Below are 26,923 nucleotides of genomic sequence, written 5' to 3'. Positions count from 1 at the left end.
TCCGCTGTCGCCATCCCGGCCTCCTGCTCCTTCAAAATCGCGATGATCTGCTCTTCGCTGAACCTGCTGCGCTTCATTCCGTCCGACTCCTTCGCGTCGGACTCTACTCAAAATCGGTCACATTTCAGGGGAGCACGTCAACTGGACTGGCGATTTGACTGGATCACGCTCGCTTGCGGCACTCAGACGCTGCGACCGGATGCTGCCGTGGAGAGCGACGATGTGCTGCAGCTAACGCTCGATATCGAGGTGCGGGAGGACGCCTGAAGAGACGAGAGCGCGGCTACGATACAGCGATCCTGGGCGCGTTATCGGGTTGGATCGCTCCTATGCCCGACAGGATCAGCCTGCCTCCCGAACGTTCGAAGCGAGTAGTGCAAGACGGTCCTGGCAGACTTCCTGGACGACCTGACCAAGCCTCTCGACCTGCGCCGTCAACCACGTCAGTTCCTCTGTCGAGATGCTGTAATGCTTGGAGTAACGTGCCTTGACGTAAGCGTCCTTGAGCTTCTCGAACATCGCCCGCTCATTACGAGTATCGCGGGGCCAGACGTAGACGAGGCGCAAGTCCAGCCGCTCTGCCTGGGTACGCAGGAAGCTCAGATTGTGGTTGTGAGGTGTGTAGAAGGTGTTGACGAGAAGCACACAGTGCAAGAGGGTTTCCGCAGTCTGATGCAGGAGAAAGGCCGCCTCCTTCGTAAAGCCCTGCTCGATAGCATCTTGTGAAAGCTTGAACTTTCGCATTGCCGCAGGGAACCACTCATCGAAGTATTCCTCGGCCATCGCCAGCGCCTGTGCGGGCGTCTTGGGCTTGGCCTCGGGTAGCGGTCTGTCGTCGCCCTCGAACAGCGCAATTCCGTCATGTGCGATGTCCATGAAGAAGAACCGGCCGTGCGCCATGCCGTCGCCAACTTCCTGCCAGGTATGCACCACGAAGTTGGTCGGCGTGCGCAGGCGCCCGGCGAGCTTCTCCTCGATCAGCCGCTGCTCGGCCGCCGTCCAGTAGGCGGCTTTGTCGGTCAGTTCCTTCTGGTTGACGATGATCAGCAGGTCGAAGTCGGAAACATAGCCCTTGGCAGTATGCGGCTCGTCGACCCAGCCACCGCGTGCATGGCTGCCGTACAGTATTACCTTGAGGATGCGTCCGCGCTTGCGCCGCGACGTGGCGTTCTCGTGCGCGGCTCCGAACTCTTCGAACACGATCTGCACCACGCGTTCGAGCTCGCGCTGCTTGGCCGCAGGAAGATGATCGAGGCTGGTCTTCATAGCGTCAGAATCGCCCTTCGCACGCCTGCTGCCAAGCGCAAAGTGACACGGCCATCCCGCGAGGGATCGGCCGCGCCGTGATCACCATCCTTTTCGCTTCTGCCGCCGCACCGAGCGGCCGATCATCTGCAGTGCGAGCACCAGCTCCTCGTTGGCCGCGTCTTCGGAGATGCCAAGACGGCTGGCGATAGCGTCCCGTCGCAAGCCCTCATAGCGAGCCAGGCGGAACACCTCGTGCTGACGATCCGGCAACGAGGCCAGAGCACGCGCCAGCCGCCGCAGATTGGGATCGGCGATGTCGGGCGAGCAGTTCTTGAGGAACAGCTCGCGCACGTGCTGGTGAAGAAAGGCAAGGTGCCGGATCATGCCTCGCCCTCCCCGCTCCCGAGCAGGTAATCGGCCGCCTTGCTCGCTGCACTGGCGGCGCGAAAGATCGCCTTTTCATCGGCGCGGAGCACCTCAAGCCAGGCACCGATGTAATCTGCGTGGCGTACCGTCGGCTGGATGCCGAGCGAGGCACACGTGAAGGCACTCGCCATCTCTGCCACCAGCTCTTCGCGGGCATAGGCAGCCGACCGAAAAGCACCAGTCTGGTCGCGATTGAGGCGGCTGGAGTGCCCGGTCCAATGCCCGAGTTCATGCAAGGCAGTCCGGTACCAGTCTATGCCGGCATGAAAGGCAATCTGGTGCGGCACCGCCACGAAGTCCTGCCCGGGCGCGTAGTAGGCCTCACCGCCTCCAACCCGGAATTCGGCGTCCGAGTTGCGGATGACGGCATCGGCTTGTTCCACCGCCAGCACAGGATCGATCGGTGCCTGTGTGCCGGTCAGATCGTCTGGCAAGCCTTCGCACTGGTCGACGTTGAAGACGGTGAAGCGCTTGAGGAACGCAACCGTACGCGCCTCCCGATCCTCGTTGCCTGCCCTCTCGGCCTCGTCTCTAGGCGTGAAGCGATCGGCATAGCAGATGACCGTTCCCAGCTCACCGCGACGCACGTGACCGCCCGCCTTCTCCGCCTGCTTGTAAGTCAGCCAGCGCTGCGAACCAAAGCCCTGCCCTAGACCGGCCGCCCACAGGATCAGCACGTTGATGCCTGAGTAGTTGCGCGTCGAGACAGCATTATGCGGCATCGTGCACGGGCACTTCGCCGCGTCCCACGGTTGCACCCACGGCAAGCGGCCTTCTTCCAGCTCGGCGATGATCCTGGCAGTGACTTCACCATAGAGACTGCTACGTTCGGTCTTGGCCACGCTCCTTCACTCCTTTCTTCAACCGCCATGGACCGGCGCCAGGGTGGCGGGGGGCGGCAGGAGCGGACCGACAGCCCCGCCGGCTGAAGGCGGGGCGCACCCGAAGGGCAGAAACGGAGTGGAGGACCCGGGAGCGCAGAGGACGGGTTGCGCGCCGTCGAGGCGGGGCTACAGGGCAGCGACGCCCCCCGCCACCTTGGAGCCGAAGGCTCAGCGCCGCCCGCGCTTCACGCGGGCGTCCACCCAAGGGATGCACACCTGCATCCCGCCACCCGTGCCGCTTAAGGCGGCTCGGAAACGCGTCAGCGATCGCAACGGCTTTGCCGACGAGACGCTCGCAAGGCGGCTTGGCCGGAGCGCAAGCGCAGGTAGAGCGCGGTCAGGCCGCCAGGGCTGAGACGCCCTGCCCTCTCGCACCTGCCACAAGGAGCAGCTACTTCCTTCAGCGCCAAACCGAATGAGGCACCGCATGTACTACTATGGCCGGAACACCACCTGCGTCATGCCCGAGGATCTCATTGCCTACGCCTGGTCGACTCCCATGCGCGATCTCGCACAGAAGCTGGACATGTCCGATGTGGGCTTGAGGAAGTTGCTGGCCGGCTGCGGCGTCAGCCCGCCGCCACAAGGCTATTGGAACAAGGTGCGCGCCGGCAAGCCCGTCCCTAATACGCCCAAGCCCGAGCCGCGCCGGCCCGGCCAGACCGGCCGGCTATATGTCGATGCACGCCTCGCCCCCTGGCTGACCGCAGCCAAGCCGATGTCTTCGGCCGGACCGTTTGCCAGCAAGTACGTACCCGAAGATCTGGAAGAGCTGCGCGCCAACGAACTGAAGGCGATCGGCAAGGTCGCGGTCCCCAAGTCACTGGAGCGCTACCATCCTGGCCTCAGCGACCTCATGAAAAATGAAGCCAAGCGGCGCGCCAAGCACGAGGCGAGCCGCTGGAATTGGGATGCACCCAAATTCGACGGGCCACTCGATCAGCGCAAGCTCAGGCTCCTCAACGCGCTGTTCCTGACCTTGGCCCGACGCGGACACTGGGGCAGCGTCTATGAACGCGATGAAGATCTGCAGATCAGCGCGACGATCGGCAGCAAAGCGCTTCGGCTCGACCTAGCCATCGCCGGCAAACACCGCTCGGTTCTGCGGAGCGGCTACACGCGGGCCGCCCCGGATCTTCCAGCCAGCACGCCGCTGATCCTGCAGGTCCAGTCCATCCAGGAGCGCGGCCTGGTGCTGCACACCTGGCAGGACGACGAGGCTGGCAAGCTCGAGAGCAAGCTGGCCGAGATCGCCGCCGCACTCATCGTCAGCGGCGAGCAGGAGTTCCGGGAAGGCTTGCGCAAGGACGAGGAAGAGGCAGAACGGGCGCGCATCGAGCGAGAGGCCAAAGAGGAACAGGCAAGGAACGATCGCGAACGCCGCCGGCTGGAGAAACTCGAAGAGCAGCGTCAAAAGCGCGTTGTGGCCCTGCGCGAGAGCGGGCGGCGCATGCGCGAGGCTTCGGACATCCGGGCGCTGGTCCTGCAACTGGGCGAGAGCATGGCTACAAACCCCGACATCGACGAGGCGAGCTTCGCCGCCTGGCAGTCCTAGGCTCTCCGTGAGGCTGACAAGATCGATCCGTTCACATCCGGTCAAATCCTGGAACATCTGCATGCGCCGACTTTGGGCGATGATGACCAATAGTCATCCGCGCGCATGGCCACCTCCTCACGAGCCATACGAGGGGAGCTCCCCTCGGGCCGTTCCAATCCCACGGTGCCAAGTAGCCCCATCTCGATGGAAAGCAGGTTGCGCAGCCTGCACGCCGCGCCAGGCGGGATCCGCTGGAGCGAGCTGCTCAAGTCGCTCACGGCCGCGAACCCGGAGACTCCGCCAAATAGCATCAGAGGCGCAACCCATCAGCTCTACATGAGGCATTCGGGCGAGTTGTAGGAGGCTGGATCGAAATCGAGCGTTTTCGATACATGCTTTCTCGCTGTTGCGAAAGTTAGCTTGACCTGACTTTCGATACAGCGCATCATTCGAAACACGTTATCGATACAGGTCCACTATGGCACGCGTATTCGCCTATTGTCGCGTCAGCACAAGTGAGCAGGCACACGAGAACCAGCTGCACGAGATAAAGGCCGCCGGCTTCAACATAGAGGAACGCCGCGTGTTTGCCGAGACAGTCTCGGGATCGACGGCAGCGATGGAGCGCGAAGGCTTCCGAAAGTTGGTCGACAAGCTCGACTGGGAGGACGTGCTTGTTGTCACGAAGCTTGACCGGCTCGGCCGCAATGCCATGGATGTTAGGGCAACAGTGGAGCGGCTGGCTGAGATGCGTGTGCGTGTCCACTGCTTGGCGCTTGGAGGCGTGGACCTCACCAGCGCTGCCGGCAAGATGACGATGGCGGTGATTGCGGCCGTAGCCGAATTCGAACGCGACCTGCTCGTTGAGCGAACACAAGCCGGCTTGTCGCGAGCTAAAGCTGAAGGAAAGAAGCTTGGCCGTCCCAGCAGTTTGACCGCTGAGCAGCAAAATTCAGTCAGGCGCCGTCTCGCTGAAGGCGCATCTCTAGGAGATCTTGCTAAGCAGTTCGCAGTCAGTAGATCGGCGATTCAACGGATCAGTTGCAGTTAGAATTGGACATCGCGGTTTTGGCGCATCTAGGGACGAAGCTGTGGTTCGCTGTGGTCGGCTTAGCCAGGAGCGGCCTGCACTTCTGAGATTGTCGAGTTCGCCGCCTGACACAACCATTTAATGAAACCAATTCTCTCGTCTGCTGCCCGCGTTGCTCTGCTCCACCGAGATATTGAGGGGCGCATTTTGGAGGTTGTTTTGAGACAATCTGACCTGGTGCTCTTATGGCTACCACCTGAGCGAGGCTGGGATTGTAGCACCAGTCAGCCTGTCAGTTCGAAGATACCGTGCAGCGTCGCTTCAGAGTTTCCTCCAACCCAAACGTCAAATGCGCTTGCATTATTAACCCAGCCGTTTGTCGCCGAGCTCCAATACCGCAGGTCATCGGGACTAAGGACGAAGCGAAGAGAGCGTGTCTCACCTGGCTTTAACGTCACGCGTTGAAAGCCCTTGAGCTCACGAGCGGGCCTAGCGGATGTCCCAAACCGTTGGTGTATGTAGAGCTGCGGCACCTCGTCGGCAGTTCTGTCGCCGAGATTCTTAAGATCGACGTTGAGGACAACAAGGGCGCTTTTAGGAACGCTCGGCTGTTGCAAGCGCAAGTTGGTGTACTCGAAAGTGGAGTAGCTTAGGCCATACCCAAACGGGTACGTTGGAGCGCTCGTCTCGTTCCAATAGCGGCCGTTCACCGGATTGGGCTTGTGCGAGATCAGCTGTGCGTAGTAGTTTGGCGCATGCGCCGGGCTGCGGGTCCAGCTGAAGGGCAGCTTACCTGCTGGAACCGCATCGCCAAATAACAGGTTGGCGATGGCTGTGCCCCCTTCGGAGCCGGGATACCATGCATCCAGAATTGCTTGCGCCCGGGTTTCACCGAGATGCAGCGGGCGCGCGCTGAAGATGACGACTACGACCGGCTTGCCGGTGGCGACGACGGCATCGAGCAATTCCTGCTGGCGGCCAGGCAGTGTGAAGGACGATCGTGAACCGCCTTCGCTGATCATGTTCATGGCCTCTCCGACCACTACAACTGCGGCATCCGCGTCGCGAGCCAAGGCCGCTGCTCGGGCGATTTCGGTCGTTTCGTCTAGGGGTGGGCGTTCGGGCACTTTGTCAGCCGTCGCCGATGGCGAGGGGAACATCCGTGCGGGCATCCTCACGCCTTCGGAGTAGGAGATGCGCACCTTCTTGCCCAACTTCTGTTGAAGGCCGGCCAGGACAGTCACGGCGCTCGCACCGTTCTGCTCGAAAACCCATGGGCCGAGGGTATCCTTTGCCGAAGCAGCCATGGGACCGATCACGGCAAGCGACTTGATCCGGCGCTTGTCGAACGGAAGAACGCCATTTTCGTTGCGCAACAGCACCGCCGAGCGCTCGGCAGCGATGCGCGCCAAGCGCCGATGTGCAGGGTCGTTCAACGTCTTCTCAACAGCCTTCTCATCGATATAGGGCCGTTCGAACAGGCCCATCCGCAGCTTGGCTTTGAGAATACGTCCGACCGCCTCGTCGACGCGCGCTTGCGGTACTTGTCCCGCCGCCATCGCGGCCGGCAACTTGCTCATCGCGGCCAGCTTGCCCGGATCGACCATCTCGATGTCCAGACCGGCCGCGATGGCGCGCGCGGCCGCGTCCTGCGTGTCACGTGTGAGGTTTTGCGTGACCAGCTTGTTCACCGAACCGGAGTCACTGCCGATGAAGCCCTTGAAGCCGAGCTTGTCACGCAGGATCGTGGTCAGGAGGTTCCTGTTCGCCGCCGCAGGAACGCCGTTGAGATGCATATAGGCCGCCATCATCGCGCCGGCGCCGGCATTGATCGCGGCCTGGAACGGGGGAAGGTGAACGTTCCACAAGTCGGAGTCCGACAATTCGACCTCATCCCAATCGCGGCCGCCCAGGGAGGCACCGTATCCGGCGAAGTGCTTGGGCCCTGCGATGACGTGCCCCGGCGCTCCCAGTCGTGGTCCTTGGAAGCCGTGAACCTGAGCGCGCGCCATGGCGGAGGTGAGATAGGGATCCTCGCCCGCGGTCTCGACTATCCGGCCCCAGCGGGGGTCACGCGCGATATCGACGTTGGGCGCGAAGGTCCAATGCACTCCGACGGCCCTCGCCTCCTTCGCGGCAACCGCCTGCGTGGCTTCGACCAGCGCCGGGTCCCAACTCGCAGCCATGCCGATGGGGACAGGGAAGATCGTCCGCAGTCCGTGGATGACATCGAACCCGAAGAGCAGCGGGATCTTGAGGCGGGATTGTTCGACCGCGATGCGCTGCAAGCGGTTCACTTCCGCCGGATCGGTCACGAACAATAGCGAACCCAGACCAGTCGTGCGCAGCGCCTCGAGCGCAGGTTTGTTCGCGGCCGGGATCGGCTGGAGATAGAAGTACTGCGTGAGCTGCGCGGCCTTCTCCTCCGGCGTCATCTGCTTGAGTAGCGCGTCGGCGCGAGCCTGGATGGCTGCATCATCAGAGGCACTATCCGCCGAGGCCGAGTTTGCTGAAAGCGGGACCGCCCAGGCGAGTGAAAGTCCCACACAGGCAAGAGCCACCTTGAAACGCCTGTGACCGTTCGAGATCATGCCGTAAGCTCTCCGTTATCCGCTGTACGGGCGCGACCCGTGCGCAGGTGTGGCACTATGCAAGCACTCGCCTGACCAGCTCCGCGCCAATGCGTGCAGCAGCAATCCCGTCCTCGGGCTTGTCGACCTCGATGTAGCCGGTCGCGGTGGTCAACCGGCGCACCGCAGGCAGCAAGGCGGCGTAGTCCATCTCACCAAGGCCGGGTGCGACGGCTTGATCGGCCCGCTCCGTGCCACGCCTGCGATCCACGTCCTTCCAGTGCATCGTCACCACTCGTGGACCCAGCCGGCGCAGCATCTGCAAGGGATCGATCCCGGCCAGCCAGAGCCAGGCGAGATCCAGTTCGAAGGACACAAGTTCGGGTGAGATGGACCTTGCGATGAGGTCGAACGGCTGCTCGCCGTCGAGCGGCAGAAAGTCATAGGGATGGTTGTGGTAGGCCAGAAGCAGGCCTCGATCGCGGGCTTTCTCGCCTACCTTCGCCAGTTGCGGGAGCCAGACTTCGAACGCTGCGCGCGTGGTTTTGAAGAGTTCCGGGCCCGCAATGAACGGCGGGGCCGTCGTGATGACAACGATGCGGGAACCCATTTCGGCGGCGATGTCGAGTTCCCGGTCGTAATCTGCATTGCGAACGCTCAGCCTCGTCGCGCCGATCTCCAGTCCGGCAGCACGAACCATCGCGGCCTTCAGCTGGGGTGCGGGCTCGGCAGGGGACGGCCCTGCATAGCCGTAAAGGCGGAACCCGAAGGTGGTGTATCCCAGCGTGGCAACCTTGGCCAAGGTGCCGGGATAATCCACCATCAGCTCCCGCATGACCGTGATGTCCGCCAGAGCGAGGCGCTCGGGCATTTTGGTGAGCGGCCTGGTGGCACATCCGCTCACAAGCGCCAGCGATCCTGCCAAAGCAGCACGGCGGCTTACGCTTTGCATGCCCGTAGCGGATCGAGACACCAGATGCTTACTTGCAGGCAGAGTTGTTGGCGGTGGGCACCGTCAGGAACGTGACACTCGCGGGCATGAGCTTCACGGAACCCTTGCGGAAAGCGGTGCCGCCAAGGGTTGGCAGCGTGTCGCCAGAAAGGCGCAGTTCGCGCCCGTTGAGCTTGACCGACTTTGCGGTAAGCGCGTCAGCGGTCAGACCGTAACGCGAGCCACCCATCGGCAAGTCGATTGCGGCGCTGTTGGTCTGGTTCAGATTCAGCGCGATCAGCGTCACGCCGCCCGGCGTTCCACGCATGCACTGCGAATAAACGCGAAGATCACCTTGGCCGGAACCGGCGTCAAGCACGACATCGCCGACAAGCCTGCGCCACAGCACTGCCGCCCAATAATTGGGTCGCGGCAACCAAGTGTCCTCCTCGATCAGCGAGTAATCGCTGGCGGCAAGCGTGTTGTGGAACACGATCGACACATCGTTTCGCGCGAAACGGCCGAGTTGGTCGATGAAACGAAAGGTGTCGATGAAGGTCGCAGCCCAGCGATCGCCACCGCAGGCGGCTTGCGCGGTTTCGCTGATCCAGATCGGAGCGCCGGGCGCAAACCGGTCACGCACGCCCTTGTAGAAGTTCTGCCCTTGGTCCGCCGCGCCAAGCCACTTCTCGGTAAGCGCGTCGGCCTGGGACGTCGTGACCTCCTGGTTGCGCCCGCCGAGGCCGCCGAGCGACTTGCACCGCTCGGACACCGAACCGTAGAAGTGCCACGAAAACGCGTCGAAATGAGGCTTGGGCGCACCGGCCAGAAGCCTTGCCGTGCTCATGGCTTCCGGCGGCTTGTCGAACAGCTTGAACCCGGCCTCGCCGGTGGAACCGGGGCCGACAACCTTGGTTTCGGGCGAGACCTCCTTCACCAGCCGATTGAGCGTATCCATGTCACGGGCGTAGTCTTCCGCCTTGTACTGAATCTGCGAGGCATTGGGTTCGTTGGTCAGCTCGACCGCATCGATCCGCCCTCCGAGCGAGCGGGTATAGGCGAAGAGGCGCCGAGCCTGCTCCGCATTCCACACGCCGTTCGGACGCGCTCCGGGGCTGGTGGCGAAGGACGTCAGGATCTTGGCATCGACCGCTCGGCCGAAATCGACCACGCCGGCCCATTGCGCGCGCGTCATCACGGCCTTGTAGCCAGCGGGAGGCTCTCTGGCGGGCTGGTCGTCGTCCTGGAAGTAGACGCTGTTCGCCCAGCTGCCGCTCACGCGCATGTACGAGGGGCCAAGCTCCTTGGTCAGCATGCGCAGGCGCTTGTTGCCGATAAGGTCGATGGGCTTGCGATACCGGTACGCGCCAGTGGCGAAGCCGGTGCCATGCGGACCTTCCATGGCCTTGGGTGGGGCCTCGCCGGGCTTGGGATAGGGCGCCCAGAAGTTGCCGCCGGTCACTTCCACGCTCTCGACGTTGTAGGCCAGGAAGCGTGGGTCGACCTGCCCCACTTTACGCAGCGCTGCCGGATCGATGCGCCTGGCAGCAACCGCATCCTGCTTGCTGATGGCCGGCGTGATCACACCGCTGGTGAGAGCCGTCCCGATAGTGACAGCGTAGATCAGGCGCTTGTGCGCGATACGAATGTTCATGCGGTCATCCAATCCGGGGTCATGAGGTATTCGGGCCTAGGGCTATTTCACGACTACGCGAACCCGGGCGAGGTTCTGGATGCGCGCAAATGTAGCCGTTCGGTCACCTTGCCGGTTCGCCGTCCCGCGCAGCACGGCGAAGTAAGTGCCGGGACGCGTGAACGTGTGGGAGGTCGATACCTTCACGGTTTTCGCCTTTGCCGGCACCTTCGCGCTGATCGGGAAAGTACCGCTGCCATCGAAATCCCAGTCCGCCGCGATCACCGAGCCGGCCCCTGTCGGCACCGTGATCGCACCGTCGAACGACACAGGCTGGCCGGCCTTCACCTCGACACGATCGGAACCGTTGACGCTTAGGGATAAGACGGGCTGGACGCCCTTTCTCGCCTCCGCCGATGGCGGGACGATCACCTGGCCGTCCAAAATCTTGTATTGCGTGCTGGTCGGCGCGGGCACACCCTTCTCGACCCAATCTGCCAAGTCGCGCAGGGCTTGCTGCAGGACCGGGACGTAGCTGACGATCCTCGTCGCGTCTTCGCCCAAACCCTTGGGCGAGAAGTCACCATGGACCGCATGATCGGTGTACCAGAGCCTGAAGTTCTGATCGAAACGAGCCCCAAGATGCTGCTTTACGCGGTTCGCGTACCAGTCGGCTTGCCAGGGCAGCGCCTCCCGGTCCCATAGCGACGAGGCGACGATCATCTTGCCCTCGATCTCGCCAGTCTGCTTGCGGCCGACGGTCGGTATGAACATCGGACCGAGGAGCTTGGGCCGCTGCGGGTACTTAGGCGTGCCATCGGCGTTGCGAAACTGATCCCACACCTTGAACTCGGGGCCAGGCACCTGATGGCGGTGGTAGGTCTCCATCGCCAGAAAGTTGGAGTTGTCGACGGTGACTTCGTCACTATCCTTCAGCAGTGCCGCGACATCGCCGTTGGCGACGCCCAGCACGACGACGTCGCCCACGATCCTCGCCAGCGGGAGGCGTTTGTCACGAGCAGCTCCGGTGCCGATGATCAAGTCGCCACCCAGAAACGGTATCTTCGGTGGAGCAGCTGTCAGGCGGTAGGCGACGACGCGTCGGCCCTCGGCGCCCTCCGGAATCTTGAAAGCGGTATCCACGCCGCCACGCTGCCGTTCGCTGGAGGCATCGAGATTGATCCCCGCCCTCGCCGCTTCGGCCGCGGTCAGAACGTGCGCGACCTTGCTCTTAAACTGCAGCCGTGCGCCTTTAAACTGTGCCGGATCGTCGAACCCCAGGTACCCCGGCTTCGTCCAGAAATCGGTGAAATACGTGGGATCGGCCGCCGCAATGCCCGGATAGAGCGCGGCAAAGCCGTGTATCCCCATGTCTCGCCAGGCGTACCAGGACTGCGGCAAGAACCCGAGGCGGGTCATCTCGCGAAGTGCCTCGGCCTGCAACGAAGTCAGCCCGGCGTAGATGTCGCCGCTACCGCCCGGATCGGCGGCAGATACGACCTGGTCTAGCTTGTCGCCAAGCAGACGCATCACTCGGATTCGCCCGGTGAACATGTTCGGAATGGCTTGGGTCGACCCAACCACGTACGGAACCGCGCCGTCCCATACGCCGCGCGTGTTCTCCATCAAGCCAATCGTCCGGAACGCGCCGCCGCTGCCGCCATACGCGTATCCGAAGGGACGCTTGCCGCCGTACATCTTCTGCGCGACGATACGGGAGTAAGCCGCCGCGTTGGCGTTCGCGCGATAGCCGCCGATGGTAGGATCAGCCTTGGACGTATGTGCCTTGCCGAGGTCCAGCTTGCCGCCGCCGTTAGTCTCGACGAAGTAGGCGCCGCTCGCGATGGCGAAGGCGATTTTGTTGTCCTCGCCGGCAGGCAGTTTCTGGCTGGCGTTCTCGTCATCCGGTACGGGCGTGATGTGCTGGAAGAAGCGGTTCTTGTAGTCAGCCTCGTCCGGAAAATAATACGAGAAGCGCGTTTCCGTGCCGGTAAAGCCTCCATGGACGTAACGATGGCGCACCGGCTGGGTACGCCATTCGTCGACGTCGATGTAAGGCTGCGCGAACTCGCGATCGCCTTCAGTGCGGTACAATGCCGGTTCACTCGGCGGTGGAGACCGGGCGATGGATGTCGGTGCCGTAGTCGATTGACCAAGCGCCAAGCTTGGCAGCGCAATGCTCCCGGCCAGCATCGCCACTGCCATTTGGGCTCGGCAAGGCGCCATCTTCAGCTTAACCGCCTCGGCTCTCGCCTTTAGCTCAAAGTTTCGATCCGTCGCGCGGCCCCGTTGCTGAAGACTTGCCATCAATGCCATCCTTAGAACTTCTTGCTTGCGCCGAGCATGAAGAGCCGTCCAAGTGTGAACTCGTTTGGCGCAGTCGCGAAGCCATTGAGGCCCGTCTGGCGAAACGCGGGCGGATCGGTGTCGAAGACGTTGTTGATGTTGAGCGTGAAGCTCAGATCCTTAAGCAGCGCGCTCTCACCCGGCACATCGTACTTGAAGAACAAGTTGATCGTATCGAAGGCGCCGATCCGATCCTGGATCAACTGCGTGGTACGAACCACATCGAAACCGCTGGTATGGTTCCACGTCACCTGAGCGCGAAGGTTTCCAAGGTTGGCACCCAAAAGCCCTTGCAGCGTCAGACGCGGGTTATTGGCATTCAGTTCGGTCAAGGTCGGTCCGACGGACCCCTTGCTCTTACGGGTAAGCTGATAGTTGCCGGAAACATTGGCATCGATGCTGCCAAACCCGGTCGGCCGGGAATAGTTCGCTTGGAAGTCGATACCGCTGACCTCCAGGCTCTTGAAGTTGCCGGTACGGAAGTCGATCAGCTGGTATACGACCGGGGCGCCCGGCAGCAGGAACGGCGCCACGGCGGCAGCACCACCTGGAACCTGCGCGCCAAAAGCGGCGATCTGCGCAGCCGTTGGGCGGATCGTGACGACGTCAGAGTAGCTCTGGAACAACTGTGATGGTGTCTGGACCGGCGGTGCCAGCAGAATATCTTCAAAGTTGACGTGATAGTAGTTGGCACTCAGGCGGAGCCCGTCGACGAATGGCGGGTTGATCTCAGCTCCCACTGACCACGTCTCTGCCGTCTGCGGCTGCAGGTTCGGACGGGCGCCCTGCAATGCGATCGTGTTGGATCCCGCAGGTGCGGTATCGCCTGATGGCACGGCTGCGGCGATTGGGAACACCTGGATGTTGTTTCGCAGCGATCCTAGCTGATCGACAGGGGTAGGCGCGGTGAAAGATGTGCTCCAGTTTCCACGGATCGTGAGCCAGTCCACCGGCTCGTACGTGACGCCGATCTTGGGATTGAAGGTGTCTCCGAAATCGCTGTACTTGTCGTACCGCGCGGATGCGGACAGCGTAAGCGAGTTGATCCCGCCCACTGCATTGTCGGTACCAAAAATGGGAACGAGTATTTCGCCGAAAACCGAATGAGTGTCTCGGTTATAGGCCGCATAAGGCCGAGTAGCGAGCACGCCTACGCGAATGTCGGAGGCGAAGCGCTGGCGGAAATCCTGCTGCATGTACTCGTAGCCAATTGCCACGCGCACATCACCTCCAGGAAGCGTTAGCAAGCTGCCATCGACGATCGCGCGCAGATCCAGCAACTGGTCCTTTGCTTGTCCGACGTTCTCGTTATCGACGATGTCCGCGATGAGCGCCTGATTGCTTGTCGCCGCCAAATCATAGGGGTTGATGGCGGTCGCCAGCGTCGTCCCACGCCCTGCCGCCGATAGCCGACCAGGGTTAGCCTGCCCGCGGATGAAGAAGTAGCTCGAGCTGCGGCTGTAATTGAACAGAGTGCGAAGCTGCCAGTTGCTGCCGAGCTTTGCCTTCACCTCGGCATTGGCACCCCACTCCTGGAAACCCGAGCCGAGCTTGATAGAGTCCGTACCAAGCACCGGCGCGAAGCTGAAATTGACGGTCTGATTGCCGACCGGATTTGCAGCAATCCGACGATAATAGGGATTGGCGCTGGTGATGGTGACCGAGTTGCGCAGTTCGTTTTCTGACAGCGTGTCACGCTTGCCATAAAAGGCACGAAGATCGACACTTATGAAGTCGTTTAGTTCCTGGGAAAGACTCGCCAGAGCACTATGGCGCTTGTTGCGCGGTACGAACGTTGCATTGTCGCTGGCATCGCAGCGGTTAGCGCCCTGGGCCGCTGCCAGCGAAGGAAGCGGGTAGGTCACGCCATTGAGCAAGACGTTGCCGGGATCGCACTGGATCGAGTTCGGCACAGCGGGATCACGAGAGTAGTCAAGCGCGCGAATAAATTTCCGGTCACGGCCAAACAGAGCGTCGTTGCGTGCAAAGTTGTAAGCGACGTAGAACGAGCCCGAACCCCAATCCTTGCCCGCGATGACGTTGGCATCCGTGGAGCGGTAGTTATCGGCTATGCCGTGCCTGGCATTGACCTCCAGGCCATTGAACCTCCGCCGGGTGATGAAGTTGATCACGCCACCAACCGCATCGGCGCCATAAGTCGATGATCCGCCATCGGTGACGATCTCGACCCGCTCGATCGCGCCGGTAGGTATAAGGTCCGGATCGAGGGTCGCCTGGTTGACGCCAACGCCGGCCAGTCGGCGTCCATCGACCAGAACCAACGTTGCGGAGGTCGAGGCATTCGTCGCGAGCAGGTTGCGAAGGTTGGGCCGGGCAACCTGCAACTGGTTAGGGTTGCCCGCTAAGGTCTGGGTCGGGACAGTGTTGAAGAAGTTGGTGACTTGCGGAACCGTTGCCAGCAATTCGTTGGTACTGGTGGCGCCTTGTGATTGGACGGCATCCTGGCCGACGCTGATGAGGTTCGATCCCACTGGAGCCGCACCGCGCAGCAGCGTTCCGGTCACAACGATGTCATCGACTGACGCCGCATCGCTTTTAGCTTTTGCCTTGGCGGCTTCCTCGCCCTGCGGTCTCTGCGACGCTTGTTGCGCTAGCGAGATGCCGGGCGAAAGTGCTGCGGCCGCGATCCCGGCCAAAAGGCCACACCGCAGGCTGCGGACCGAAGTCACGTTCATCAAACTCTCCCCAATTTATCTTCTCGATGTCTTCGTGTGGCCTCCGGTCATTGCCGGCCAGACCAATAGAGCGCACGATAGGTCTGAGATCAGGCGGTGGCTTTCCCGCCATCTGGACTAAAATGTCGTTTGCGGGACAGATTATCGGTGGCTCAAGCCGGATGGTTACTCCGACGCATGCTCGTCTCGAGGCGCGGCCCCATCTATCCGATCAGAAACGCTTACGAACGGCTTCGAGGCGTCTCGAAGAATCTTTGCGGCTTCATCGCTCTCGCCCAGAACTTCGCCGAGAAGGCGCAGGTCCTTGCGCAACAAAGCCCCGCCATGGCGAAAGCTGCCCGGGTCGGCCATCCTCGAACGGACTTCCAGAGCGAAGCTTTTGCCGCTGCTGTTGAGGAGTAAGTTCAACAGCGCGGAGCGATCCACACCAAGTTTGTCACCGCCATTGAGAACCGCCTCCACAAGCCCAAGGTTCGCTAGCAGAAGCGAGTTATTCAACAGCTTGACGTGCTGGCCGGCGCCAACATCCCCCAGTCGGACGATTAGCCGCCCAAACGTCTCGAAGACCGGCATCGACTTCGCGATCGCGGCAGGCTCACCCCCAAGCATCAACGTCAGTGTACCCGCTTCCGCCGCGGGTGAGCCGCCGCTGACGGGCGCGTCGATCACCTCTACCCCGTGTTTGGCGCCAAGAGTCTCCATCTCGCGGCAAGTCTGCGGATGAATGGTCGAGTGGATCGCTAGGCGTGCTCCAGGCCTCATCGACGGGATCAAGGTTGCACAGACCTCACGCACATCGTCGTCATTGACCACACAAATGCCGACATGATCCGAGTGTGCACCTACTTCCTCCAGCGATGTCACAAAGAGGGCTGTGGTGTTTCGATAAGGCTCGAACGCGGCTTCCCGACGCGCCCAGAGCATCGTGGGAAAGCCAGCGTCGATCATCCGCCGCGCTATGGGTGCGCCTTGGCTGCCAAGGCCGATGAAGCCACAGCTAATTGGGTGGCTGATATCTTCCATTTTGCTTGCCCTCGGCCCTCTCACAAAATCTCAAAGCGACTTAACGGTCCTGCCGCCATCGACGACAAGGATGTCACCGGTGTGGAATTTGGACGCGTCCGATGCCAAGTAAGCGCCTGGGCCCTCTATATCGCTGGGGTATCCCGGACGCTTGAGCGGGGTGATGGCAGAGAACCGCTCGATGATCTGCTGCGCCTTGTCGCTGCCGCTGGTCATTTCAGTCATGATGAAGCCCGGTGCGATCATGTTCACACGCACGTTGTACTCACCCATTTCGACCGCAAGCCCCTTCACCATGGCCGCGAGTGCGCCCTTGGCGCCGGCGTAGTGCTCCATGCCCTTGATGCCGTGAAAAATGGAAAGGCTGCCGCATACGACGATCGAGCCGCCGGGGTCACCCGCTTGCGCGCGATCACGCATGTGACGGGTCGCCTCGCGCAAGGTGTAGAACGCGCCGTGCAGGTTCACGTCCATGAGCGCGTGGTACATCTCGCTGGTCATGTCCGGGAAAGACGGCGCGACTTGCGAGTAGCCGGCGTTGGCGAACAGGCAGTCCACCCGGCCCATCGTCTCGACCGTCGACTTGAAAGCCGCGATTACCGCGGCCTCGTCGGCAACGTCGACGACTTCGTGATGGGTTCGCCCGGCACCGGCTTCGCGTAGCTGTTCCAGCGCCTGCTCGTTGCGGTCACCACGCCGGCCCCAGACCACGACATCCGCGCCCTGCTTGGCACATCCCATCAGGAAACCGAGGCCGATACCGCTGTTGGCGCCAGCTGCCAGAACCACTCGGCCTGTAAGATCGAAAAGATCGCTCATCGCTAATTACTCCGCAACCGGGTGTGCACGTAGATAGTCGGAGAAGTAGGGGGCAAGATCCTGCTTGGTGTAGCCCCAATCCTCCAGCGAATACTCGTGTTTGCCGTGCTTGTTCTGAGGATTGTTACGCATCCAATCCTCCATCGCCGACTGACTGTCAGGCGTCCATTCGTCGCCTAGCCAGTCATAGATCCGCCGCGCCTCAGCAAGGGGATCGCGGACCATGTCCTTGTAGTAGCAGTGGTAAAAGTCGTCCGGCCGCTCCTTGCTGACTTCCAGCGCCCTCGCCGCATGCAGCCCGAGCTGCAGCGGGAAGTACTGACGCATGTATTCGCGGTTTTCGTCGATCTCGCTGAAGGGACGCCCGCCGGCGCGCATCTGCATCGAAGAGCCGAACACCTTGTAGGGATCGCGATGTGTCCAGATTACGCGTGCGTCCGGGAAAGTCTTGAACAGCTGGCGGATGAACAGCGAATCCGATGGCATCTTGAGCACCCAGCGGCCTGGGTTCGTGGTCTGCAGTATCTGCAGCACGCGCTTGCGGTGCGCAAAGGCGGAACTCATGTCCGTCAGCATCAGCCAGTCGTGGTAGACCGGGGTGGTGTTGGTCACCGCCAGCATCAGCGAGCGGAAATCCTGTGCCAACGCATGGACGCATTCCGTGGGACCATCGCCCGGCTCGAAGTGCGCCGCCGCCACCTTGCCGGCAAATTTCAGGATCTCCACGTCCTGCTCCAGCGCCGCAAGGCACCGTGGGTCCGTGCGCAACGCGCCTGGCTCGGCAGGCGGAACCACGTTGGCGGCTTCCCAACGCAGAGGCGTGCGGTTCGCAGGGTCCGCCTCCATCAGGTAGCTCAGCATGGTGGTGCCGGTGCGTGGCAGGCCGAGAATGAATACGGGCCGCTTGATCTCGCTTTGCGCCACTTGCGGATGGACGCGCATGAACTCGTCCACCTCCATGCGGTTGGCGAGCAGGCCGACATAGCGCGCACGAACCGTTTGGTAGCCGCGTTCGGTCAGCCGGCCAGCCTTGTTGTGATCCTTGACGAGGATCTCGAGACCCTCCCGCCAGGAATCGCTGTCCGGGTCCGGCAATCCGCCAGTCTTGGCCCGGGCGGCATCCACGATGTCTTCGAAGCTTAGGTCCATGATTGGGTCCAGGTGTCTACGGTCAGATCAGAACGCCTGTTAACACCGTGCGGGTGCCCCTCGCGCAAGGCGCTTCGTTGTTGCCGAGTGGCCGTGGCTTACGCGGTCGAGCCGCAACCCGCCCAAGAGATCATGAGTAGGAAGACCTTCGCCGACGACGCAACTCGCTTCAGATCGTCTCCTGCAAACGGGAAGCGAGCACCGCGAAGCGCCGACCCACCCGCAATGCCGCGGGTGACAGCGTACACCCATGCAGTTGGAAGATCATGAGCTTGTAGGGAGGGCGAGCGGGTGTACGATGCTGCCGGGCCGACGTTAGCTGGCGTAGGCGTCCCTCTTGCAGCTCACGCGCGGCAGAGAAAGTCGATGTGACCCAGATGAGGTCGGTGGTTGCAGTGAGCCTTGCGGCGCAGCCGAGGTCTTCCAGCATGATCTCCGGTGTTGGCCGAAGCTGCGGATAGCCCATGTCTTGCGCCGTCGTGGCGGGGGCTTCGGTGCTGGAGATCATCCAGGGGAAGTCATCCGGCCTCTTGCCTGTATGGGGCGCCAGCAGGGGATGCCCCGCCCGCACCAACGGGACGATCGGAAAGTTGGCGATGGGATGAACTTGCAGCGTATCATTGGCAGCGCTCCCCTCGCGCCGATGTTCTGCACTAACGAAGAACTCGATCTCCCTGGCCAGCAACATATCCCGAAGATTGTCGAAACTGCGCACGACGACCTGATGCTGCAGGCCCGGAGCGAGTTCGAGTTCCGCTTGCAGTGCCTGGGGCAACAGCGCCGCCGCTGCTGTTCGTGCCATCCCAAACCTTACGCTGGTCTGAGCGCCCGCCTTGAGACGTCCCAGCAACTCGTCGAATGATTGCGACTGCTGCAGTAACGCATTGGCGCCATCGACGACGATGCGCCCCATGGCGGTGAGTTGAACCTTGGTCCTGTCTCGATCGAAAAGCGTCACGCCCAGCGCCGCCTCTACTTGCTGGATACTGCGGGAAAGGGCCGACTGCGTGAGTTCGAGTTCACGCGCCGCGCGGGTAAAGTTCAGGTGCCGGGCAAGGCCGGTGATATGGCGGGCCGCCCGAAGATCGATATTCGTCAGGCTCATCAAGAACGCTCCTTTGATGAATTGGACGGATATCAGGGCACCCCGCTATTCTCAACCCGAACCCGCCAAAGAGCGGCTATGGTCGAGAGGTGAATGCCATGATCTGCATGACGAAGGTCGAGAATAATCGTGATAGATCGGCGCCTGCGCCTTGCGCCATCGGCAACCCTGCTTCGCATAACGCCTACTCGCACGGTCGGCATGACGATGCGCCTCGGTCGGCGGATATCTCGACAGTGGAGGCCAGGGTGTCAGTCGCCTCGGTAACCGCCGAATTGCGCAAGCTTCATCTGACTCGGCCCATCAGCACGAGGATCCACACGGGACGAGGCTACTGGATCGACATGAGCCTCACTGGCCGCACGGGAGATCCCCGCGTGCGCTATCAGGATCGGTGGCAACCTCATCGCATGGAGAAGATCGGCTCGATCATGGCCTTGTGTGGCCGCGAACCCATCTATGGCGTCAGCGGTCCCGGTACCGGCACGTCGGTCGTGTGCCGGATAGAGCCCGAAGCCGCCAGCCGCTGGATGCCTGAAGTCGACGACTGGACCGACGATCAGCTTGTCGCGCTGCTCGATGTCACGAACGACAACGTAAAATCGCTCATGACGCGGCTGGCGGTGGAGTTGCGCAATCCGGGACTGGCTGGCGATCTGATGATCGAACTCATCGCGGGACAACTCATGATCGAGCTGCACCGCTCGCGGCAGGCCGCTGTGCAAGTGTGCAGCGGCGGATTGGCGCCCTGGCAAATGCGTTTGATCGAGGAGCGCTTCAACGATCAGATTCATGACGTTGCCTTGAAGGACGTTGCCTCGCTCTGCGGGATTTCGGTGCGACATCTGACGCGTGCTTTCCGAGTGAGCCAAGGTTGCTCGATCGGCAGCTACTTGTCACGCATCCGTATGGAACGGGCGAAGTCCGATCTGATCGCCGGCGAAAGCATCAAGGTTCTTGCGCCGAGGCTCGGCTTCTCCAGCGTGTCGAGCTTCACCTCGGCCTTCCGCCGCGACGTGGGGATCAGCCCTGCGACCTTCCGGCGATCGTTCCGGTAAACGCACCCCGTGACACAGCTGACGATCGGCAGTGCCAGCGCCGTTGCGGGATCGGGACATCCTGATCGCGGGTTGGACGCAATCACCTCACCGATGCTTCGGCTCGCTCGTCAGTGGTTGCAGCCCCGCCCTTCCCGCGCTGGAAAGCCGCGAACGGCGACGGGAGAATAGCATGGCGGATCCAGACACGCTTTCGGACAAGGGATTGCGGACGGCGCAGATGATCCGCTCGGGCGAGGGTCAGGCCGCAGCGATCGAGCGCGGCCCCGGTATCTGGGAGAGCCGCGGTGTCGGCAACAGCTACCTCGTCGTGACGCCCGACGGTGACGTGATCATCAATGCCGGCACGCTTTCCGATGCCCGACGCTCAAAGGAGCTGTTCGCAGCCGTTTCGAGCAACCCGGTGGCGAAGATCATCCTGACCCAGAGCCATGCCAACCAGTATGGCGGCCTGGAGATCTTCAAGACGCCGGACAACACCGTCATGACTCATCGGTTCTATCCCGCTGAGCGGTCCTACAATGAAATGCTAAGCGCGCACTATCGCCGCGGATCGCGTCGGTTTTTCGGTACCATCACCGGTCGCACCGACGAGATGGTGCCAACCCGTGAAGTCGCTCCCGACGTGTTGATCGGCGATGAAGGGCATCCCTTCACGCTTGGCAACCGGCGGTTCGAGATCATCTGGACGCCAGGCGGCGAAACCCGTTCGGCGGTCGTCGTCTGGTTGCCGGACGATCGGGTCGCGATCGTCGGCAATCTTTTCGGCCCCCTTTTCGGCAACCATCCCAACCTCAATACGGTGCGGGGCGATAAGCCCCGTTCCGCTGCCGAGTTCGTCGCGTCGGTGCAGAAGCTTCGTGCGCTCAAGCCTGTGCAGATCCTGACCGGGCATGAGGACATTCGCGGCGAGGAGCACATCCAGCAAGAGACCACCCGGATCATCGATTCGGTCCAATGGGTCCACGATCAGGTGGTCGCCGGGATGAACGAAGGGACGGACTTGCGCACATTGATGCGCGAGATCCAGACGCCCGACGATCTCCGGCTGACTGAAGAGTACGGCAAAGTCGCGTGGAACGTCCGAGCGATCTGGCATGAATATACGGGTTGGTTCGATCCCAGCTCCGGCACGACGGGCCTTTACGGAGTGCCAGCCTCCACTGTCGCTTGCGACCTAGTGGAGCTTGCTGGCGGCGCTGCCCCCCTCGCCCGCCGCGCGCAGGAGTATGTGCAACAAGGCAAGCCGCTCGAAGCGTTGCACATCCTGGAAGTGGCAAGCGCGGCCGCGCCGCAGGACGAGACCGTCCGCGCCGCCAAGCGCGACGCACTCATGCTGCTGGACCAGCAGACCGGCGGCAAGAACCTGTGGGAGCGGATGTGGATTTCGACCGAGCTAAAGCAACTCGCCGAATAGTCAGATCGGCCACCGCGATGCCCATCAAGAACTGGAGAACTAGCTTTGCGTGAGCCCACCACAGGTTTGGCTGCGGAGGAATGGCGCAAGGGCTGGCGGCTCGTTCTGGCCTCCTCGCTCGGATTTTCATTCTTCTCGGTCATGATGTCCGCGACCGGCCTGTTCATGGAGCCGCTCAGCCAGGCGTTCGGGTGGAGCCGGACTCTGCTGTCTTCGGGTCCCTCGATCGCGTCGGCCAGTCAGGCGCTTCTCGGCCCGTTTTTCGGACTACTTGTCGATCGCCTGGGCACACGACGGCTGGCACTTCCCGGAGTGGCGCTGACGACGGCCACGATCGCCTGCTTCGGGCTGCTGGATGGATCCTCGGCGATGTGGATCGGCCTGTGGCTGTGCTTTGGCATCGTGTCGGTCAGCATTAAGTCTACCGGCTGGACGACGGCCGTCGTAGGTAACTTCGCTGCATCACGCGGGCTCGCCCTGGCTTTGACGCTGGGTGGCACGGCTCTATCCCAAACCCTGGTGCCTCCCATCGGCAATTGGCTGATCACCGACTTCGGTTGGCGCGCCGCGTTCGTCTGGCTTGGTCTCGGCTGGGGCGGCATAACTTTGTTACTTTGCGCGCTGTTTTTCCACGACCAGAACGACAATGCGCGTGTACTAGCGCGGTCTAAGCGCCGGAAAGGCGAGCCTATTGTCAGCACCCTGTCCGGCCTGACGGTCAAGCAAGCGCTGCGCCACTCCGCCTTGTTACGCGTCGCCTTATCGAACTTCATCGTCATGCTACTGACCATGGGCTTGTCGGTTCATCTGTTCCCGATCTTGACCGAGGCTGGCGTATCGCGATCGAACGCAGCGTGGCTGGTCGCCCTGGGCGGCATCTCGGCGATCATCGGGAAAGTGATTACCGGCGTTCTCACCGACCGCTTCAAACCGAACTGGATCGGCGGGATCACGCTGGGAATTGCCGCTCTGGTATTTCTTCTGCTGCTGGACGGCGTACGAACATACCCGTTCATCATCGTTGCCATGATCGTCAACGGATATGCCCAGGGCACCAAGACGCAGATCACCGGCTATCTTACGGCAGGTTACGCCGGTATGCGCAACTTCGGAACGGTATACAGCTTCATGTCGGCACTTATGGCTCTAGCTGCGGGGCTCGGCCCGCTGATAGCCGGCATGGTCTACGACTATTCGGGAGGCTATGGCCCATTCCTGATCATGGGCACGATCGGCTGTGCAGTGGGTGGATTGATCGTCCTTACGCTGCCCCCCTTCCCGGAGCAGGAAGAAGCGGCGACCTCCTGAAGGCCGCCGCTTCCGTTTATTTCAGCTTAGCGCGGTGACTTCGGCCAGTACCCGCTCGGCGTGTTCCTTCCGGCAGATCAGCAAGTCGGGCATGTAGACGTCCTGCTGGTTGTACACCAGCGGGCTCCCGTCGATGCGCGAGCAATGCAGCCCCCAGCCCAGCGCGACCGCCACCGGCGCACACGAATCCCACTCGTACTGCCCGCCCGAGTGCAGGTAGATATCCGCCTCGCCGCGCAGGATTGCCATGGCCTTGGCCCCGGCCGAGCCCATCGGCACCAGCTCGGCGCCCAGCTTGGTCGCAACTTCGGTCGCCTCGCGTGCAGGACGCGTACGGCTCACCACCATGCGTAGCACCTCGGGCGCAGGCGGCACTTCGCCCGGCTGATCCGAACGCAGCACCTGGTCGCAGCCCGGGAGCGCCACGGCGCCCAGCACCGGCGCACCGTCGACCGCTATTGCGACGTGGACCGCCCAGTCGGCGCGCTCCTCACCATACTCGCGCGTGCCGTCGACCGGGTCGACGATCCACACGCGGCTTTGGTTCAGGCGCTCGGCATTGTCCTTCTCCTCTTCGGAGAGCAGGCCATCCTCTGGCCGCTGCTCACGCAAGGCATGGACGAGGAACTGGTTGGCGGTCTGGTCCCCCGCCTTGCCCAGCGACTTGCCCTCGAACAGGCCCGATGCTCGGACCTGCAGGAGGATCTTGCCAGCCTCGACCGCCAGCTTGGCGGCGAGGTCACCATCGTGTGCGATTCCCATCAGGCGTCGCCCAGCAGCGTGTTGACGATCAGGTCCGCCGCCTCCTCAGGCGTGATCGCGGTGGTGTCGATCCGGATCTCGGGGTTGCGCGGTGCCTCGTAGGGGCTGTCGATGCCGGTGAAGTTCTTCAGCTCACCCGCACGCGCCTTTTTGTAGAGACCCTTGACGTCGCGGCTCTCGGCAACGCGCAGCGGGGTGTCGATGAACACCTCGATGAACTCGCCTTCGGGCAGCATCCCGCGCACCATGTCGCGCTCGGCCTGGAACGGCGAGATGAACGCGGTGATCACGATCAAGCCGGAGTCGGTCATCAACTTGGCGACTTCGCCGACGCGGCGGATGTTCTCGATCCGGTCGGCCTCGGTGAAGCCAAGGTCCTTGTTGAGACCGTGGCGCACGTTGTCGCCGTCGAGCAGGAAGGTGTGCCGGTTCATCCGGTACAGCTTCTTCTCGACCAGGTTGGCGATCGTCGACTTGCCCGAACCAGAGAGGCCGGTGAACCACAGCAGCGCCGGCTTCTGGTTCTTGAGATCGGCGTGCTGCTTGCGGCCGATGTCGGTCGCCTGCCAGTGCACGTTCTGCGAGCGACGGAGCGAGAAGTTGATCATGCCCGCAGCCACGGTGGCGTTGGTCATCTTGTCGATCAGGATGAAGCCGCCCAGCGTGCGGTTGTCGGCGTAGGGCTCGAACACCACCGCCTTGTCGGTGGTCAGCTCGGCCACGCCGATGGCGTTGAGCTCGAGCGTCTTGGCCGCCATGTGCTCCATGGTGTTCACGTTGACCGTGTACTTGGGCTCATGGACGGTGGCCGAGACCATCTGCGTGCCGAGCTTGAGCCAGTAGGCGCGACCAGCGGTCATCGCCTCGTCCGCCAGCCACACGAAGGTGGACTCGAATTGGTCGGCGGTCTGCGGCGGATTGTCGGCGGTGGAGATCACCGAGCCGCGCGAGCAATCGATCTCGTCGGCAAAGGTGACGGTGATCGACTGGCCGGCGGTCGCCTCTTCCAGGTCGCCATCCCCCTCGACCCCGCCGAGGGTAGGCATGGTGACGATGCGGGTGATCGTGCTGGTCTTGCCCGAGGGCAGAACGCGAATCTTGTCGCCCGGCTTGACCGAACCCGTCGCGATCAGGCCCGAGAAGCCACGGAAGTCTAGGTTCGGGCGGTTGACCCACTGCACCGGCAGGCGGAACGGCTTGTCGGCATCGACCGAGCTCAAGACCTCGACGGTCTCGAGATGCTCGATCAGCGTTGGCCCGGTGTACCAGGGCGTATTGTCGGACTTCGTGGTGATGTTGTCACCCTTGAAGCCGGAGATCGGCATCGCGGTGAACGTGTCGATCCCGATCGAGTGCGCGAACTCGGTGTAGTCCTTGACGATCGCATCGAACACGGCGTGATCGTAATCGACCAGGTCCATCTTGTTGACGGCCAGGACAATGTTCTTGATGCCGATCAGGTGACACAAGTACGAGTGCCGGCGCGTCTGCACCAGCACGCCCTTGCGCGCATCGATCAGGATCACGGCCAGGTCGGCGGTCGAGGCGCCGGTGACCATGTTGCGGGTGTACTGTTCGTGACCCGGGCAATCGGCGACGATGAACTTGCGCTTTTCGGTGTTGAAGAAGCGATAGGCGACGTCGATGGTTATGCCCTGCTCGCGCTCGGCGGCGAGGCCGTCGACCAGCAGCGCGAAGTCGATGTCCTGGCCTTGCGTGCCGACCTTCTTGGAATCGGCGGTCAGCGCATCGAGCTGGTCCTCGAAGATCATCTTCGAATCATACAGCATGCGCCCGATCAGCGTGGACTTGCCGTCGTCGACGCTGCCGCAGGTGATGAAGCGCAGCATCGTCTTGTGTTCGTGGCTCTCGAGGTATGCGTCGATGTCCTCGGCGATCAGGCTGTCGGTGACGTAGACAGCATCCTTGGTTGCGATATCGGACATCAGAAGTACCCCTGCTGCTTCTTGACTTCCATGCCAGCGCCGCCGGCATCCTTGTCGATGGCGCGGCCCTGCCGCTCGGACGTGGTGGTGAGCAGGGTTTCCTGGATCACCTCGGGGAGGGTCTTGGCGGTGCTCTCCACCGCGCCGGTCAGCGGGTAGCAGCCCAGCGTGCGGAAGCGGATCGAGCGCTCGACCGGCACTTCGCCGGGACGCAGCGGGAAGCGATCGTCGTCGACCATCAGCAGCATGCCGTCGCGCTCCACAGTGGGGCGCTTGTCGGCGAAGTACAGCGGCACGATCGGGATGTCGTTGAGGTGGATGTACTGCCAGATGTCGAGCTCGGTCCAGTTCGAGATCGGGAACACGCGGATCGACTCGCCCTTCGCCTTGCGGGCATTGTAGAGGTTCCACAGTTCCGGGCGCTGGTTCTTGGGGTCCCAGCCATGCGACGTGGTGCGGAACGAGAAGATGCGCTCCTTGGCGCGGCTCTTTTCCTCGTCGCGACGGGCGCCGCCGAAGGCGGCATCGAAGCCGTACTTGTCGAGCGCCTGCTTCAGGCCCTCGGTCTTCCACATGTCGGTGTGGAGCGCGCCGTGGTCGAAGGGGTTGATGCCCTTATCCTTGGCTTCCTGATTCTGGTAGACGATCAGTTCCATGCCGCTCTCGCGCGCCATCGTGTCGCGCAGCTTGTACATTTCCTTGAACTTCCAGGTCGTGTCGACGTGGAGCAGCGGGAATGGCGGCGGCGAGGGATAGAACGCCTTGCGCGCAAGGTGCAGCATCACGGCGCTGTCCTTGCCCACCGAGTACATCATCACCGGCTTTTCAGCTTCGGCAACGACCTCGCGAAGAATGTGGATCGCCTCGGCTTCGAGACGATCGAGGTGCGTCAGTGTTGTCATGTGCCTCTTCCGATCTGTTCGGTCGAGGCGCTCATTACAGCTACGCGTCGCTTCATGACCTACCAAATGGGAGTATGAGAAAACATGAGCTGCTTTGATGGCTGATTACAGACGCTAAAGTCCCGATAAAGCA

The 26,923-nt window shown here is 62.2% G+C and carries 20 protein-coding genes and 1 pseudogene; 6 read left to right on the top strand and 15 right to left on the bottom strand.

What is annotated here, in order from left to right; genetic code table 11:
* Positions 1–267, top strand: a pseudogene (locus HNO88_RS10275) (hypothetical protein); the annotation flags it as partial.
* A gap of 75 nt (positions 268–342) precedes the next feature.
* Here the strand turns inward: HNO88_RS10275 and HNO88_RS10270 are convergent.
* The 3 genes from HNO88_RS10270 to HNO88_RS10260 form a co-directional block, all read right to left on the bottom strand.
* Complete coding sequence (locus HNO88_RS10270) at positions 343–1,266, bottom strand: nucleotidyltransferase and HEPN domain-containing protein (protein ID WP_184244727.1); 924 nt, start codon at positions 1,264–1,266, stop codon at positions 343–345.
* Positions 1,267–1,347: 81 nt separating this feature from the next.
* Positions 1,348–1,632, bottom strand: a complete 285-nt coding sequence (locus HNO88_RS10265; RefSeq protein ID WP_184244725.1) for a sigma factor-like helix-turn-helix DNA-binding protein — start codon at positions 1,630–1,632, stop codon at positions 1,348–1,350.
* Positions 1,629–2,516, bottom strand: coding sequence for an ArdC family protein (locus HNO88_RS10260; protein ID WP_184244722.1), 888 nt, complete (start codon positions 2,514–2,516; stop codon positions 1,629–1,631). The genes HNO88_RS10265 and HNO88_RS10260 overlap by 4 nt, the downstream gene beginning before the upstream one ends.
* Before the next feature lie 469 nt (positions 2,517–2,985).
* Between HNO88_RS10260 and HNO88_RS10255 the strand changes: the two genes are divergently transcribed.
* Together HNO88_RS10255 and HNO88_RS10250 are read left to right on the top strand one after the other, a co-directional pair.
* Positions 2,986–4,113: a hypothetical protein gene (locus HNO88_RS10255; RefSeq protein WP_184244721.1), complete on the top strand. Its 1,128-nt coding sequence runs from the start codon at positions 2,986–2,988 to the stop codon at positions 4,111–4,113.
* A gap of 460 nt (positions 4,114–4,573) precedes the next feature.
* Positions 4,574–5,146 (top strand): recombinase family protein, encoded by a 573-nt coding sequence (locus HNO88_RS10250; protein ID WP_184244719.1) that lies wholly within the window; start codon positions 4,574–4,576, stop codon positions 5,144–5,146.
* Positions 5,147–5,409: 263 nt separating this feature from the next.
* Here HNO88_RS10250 and HNO88_RS10245 read toward each other — a convergent pair whose 3' ends face one another.
* From HNO88_RS10245 to HNO88_RS10205, 9 genes are all read right to left on the bottom strand, one after another.
* A complete protein-coding gene (locus HNO88_RS10245; protein ID WP_246381535.1) occupies positions 5,410–7,560 on the bottom strand; it encodes a glycoside hydrolase family 3 N-terminal domain-containing protein in 2,151 nt (716 codons plus the stop codon).
* Between the two features lie 211 nt (positions 7,561–7,771).
* Entirely contained in the window at positions 7,772–8,530 is a 759-nt protein-coding gene (locus tag HNO88_RS10240) for a sugar phosphate isomerase/epimerase family protein (RefSeq protein ID WP_246381505.1), read from the bottom strand.
* A gap of 145 nt (positions 8,531–8,675) precedes the next feature.
* Positions 8,676–10,280, bottom strand: a complete 1,605-nt coding sequence (locus tag HNO88_RS10235) for a glycosyl hydrolase family 79 N-terminal domain-containing protein (RefSeq protein ID WP_221419938.1) — start codon at positions 10,278–10,280, stop codon at positions 8,676–8,678.
* Between the two features lie 42 nt (positions 10,281–10,322).
* Positions 10,323–12,353, bottom strand: coding sequence for a PKD domain-containing protein (locus tag HNO88_RS10230; RefSeq protein ID WP_246381502.1), 2,031 nt, complete (start codon positions 12,351–12,353; stop codon positions 10,323–10,325).
* Positions 12,354–12,577: 224 nt separating this feature from the next.
* Positions 12,578–15,301, bottom strand: a complete 2,724-nt coding sequence (locus HNO88_RS10225) for a TonB-dependent receptor domain-containing protein (protein WP_184244713.1) — start codon at positions 15,299–15,301, stop codon at positions 12,578–12,580.
* A 165-nt stretch (positions 15,302–15,466) separates the two neighbouring features.
* Complete coding sequence (locus tag HNO88_RS10220) at positions 15,467–16,324, bottom strand: NAD(P)-dependent oxidoreductase (protein WP_184244711.1); 858 nt, start codon at positions 16,322–16,324, stop codon at positions 15,467–15,469.
* A 30-nt stretch (positions 16,325–16,354) separates the two neighbouring features.
* Complete coding sequence (locus HNO88_RS10215) at positions 16,355–17,143, bottom strand: SDR family NAD(P)-dependent oxidoreductase (RefSeq protein ID WP_184244709.1); 789 nt, start codon at positions 17,141–17,143, stop codon at positions 16,355–16,357.
* Positions 17,144–17,149: 6 nt separating this feature from the next.
* The gene (locus HNO88_RS10210) at positions 17,150–18,292 is read right to left on the bottom strand and encodes a sulfotransferase family protein (RefSeq protein ID WP_184244707.1); all 1,143 of its coding nucleotides are present in this window, start codon (positions 18,290–18,292) and stop codon (positions 17,150–17,152) included.
* A gap of 169 nt (positions 18,293–18,461) precedes the next feature.
* The gene (locus HNO88_RS10205; protein ID WP_184244705.1) at positions 18,462–19,397 is read right to left on the bottom strand and encodes a LysR family transcriptional regulator; all 936 of its coding nucleotides are present in this window, start codon (positions 19,395–19,397) and stop codon (positions 18,462–18,464) included.
* 344 nt (positions 19,398–19,741) lie between these two features.
* Between HNO88_RS10205 and HNO88_RS10200 the strand changes: the two genes are divergently transcribed.
* The 3 genes from HNO88_RS10200 to HNO88_RS10190 all read left to right on the top strand — a co-directional run bounded on the left by HNO88_RS10200 (position 19,742) and on the right by HNO88_RS10190 (position 23,180).
* A complete protein-coding gene (locus HNO88_RS10200) occupies positions 19,742–20,455 on the top strand; it encodes a helix-turn-helix transcriptional regulator (RefSeq protein ID WP_184244703.1) in 714 nt (237 codons plus the stop codon).
* Positions 20,456–20,627: 172 nt separating this feature from the next.
* A complete protein-coding gene (locus HNO88_RS10195) occupies positions 20,628–21,872 on the top strand; it encodes an alkyl sulfatase dimerization domain-containing protein (protein ID WP_184244701.1) in 1,245 nt (414 codons plus the stop codon).
* A 45-nt stretch (positions 21,873–21,917) separates the two neighbouring features.
* Positions 21,918–23,180 carry an MFS transporter gene (locus HNO88_RS10190; RefSeq protein ID WP_184244699.1) on the top strand — a complete coding sequence of 421 codons (1,263 nt, stop codon included), beginning with the start codon at positions 21,918–21,920 and terminating at the stop codon, positions 23,178–23,180.
* Positions 23,181–23,201: 21 nt separating this feature from the next.
* Here HNO88_RS10190 and HNO88_RS10185 read toward each other — a convergent pair whose 3' ends face one another.
* The 3 genes from HNO88_RS10185 to cysD are packed head-to-tail and all read right to left on the bottom strand — an operon-like array spanning position 23,202 to position 26,790.
* Positions 23,202–23,942 carry a 3'(2'),5'-bisphosphate nucleotidase CysQ gene (locus tag HNO88_RS10185; RefSeq protein WP_184244697.1) on the bottom strand — a complete coding sequence of 247 codons (741 nt, stop codon included), beginning with the start codon at positions 23,940–23,942 and terminating at the stop codon, positions 23,202–23,204.
* Complete coding sequence (gene cysN / locus HNO88_RS10180) at positions 23,942–25,888, bottom strand: sulfate adenylyltransferase subunit CysN (RefSeq protein WP_184244695.1); 1,947 nt, start codon at positions 25,886–25,888, stop codon at positions 23,942–23,944. The genes HNO88_RS10185 and cysN overlap by 1 nt, the downstream gene beginning before the upstream one ends.
* The gene (gene cysD, locus HNO88_RS10175; RefSeq protein ID WP_184244693.1) at positions 25,888–26,790 is read right to left on the bottom strand and encodes a sulfate adenylyltransferase subunit CysD; all 903 of its coding nucleotides are present in this window, start codon (positions 26,788–26,790) and stop codon (positions 25,888–25,890) included. Before cysD ends, cysN begins: the two co-directional genes overlap by 1 nt.
* Positions 26,791–26,923: the final 133 nt, after the last annotated feature.

The sequence above is a fragment of the Novosphingobium chloroacetimidivorans genome (assembly GCF_014204535.1).
Taxonomy (GTDB): domain Bacteria; phylum Pseudomonadota; class Alphaproteobacteria; order Sphingomonadales; family Sphingomonadaceae; genus Novosphingobium; species Novosphingobium chloroacetimidivorans.
This window is presented reverse-complemented; position numbering and strand designations above follow the sequence as displayed.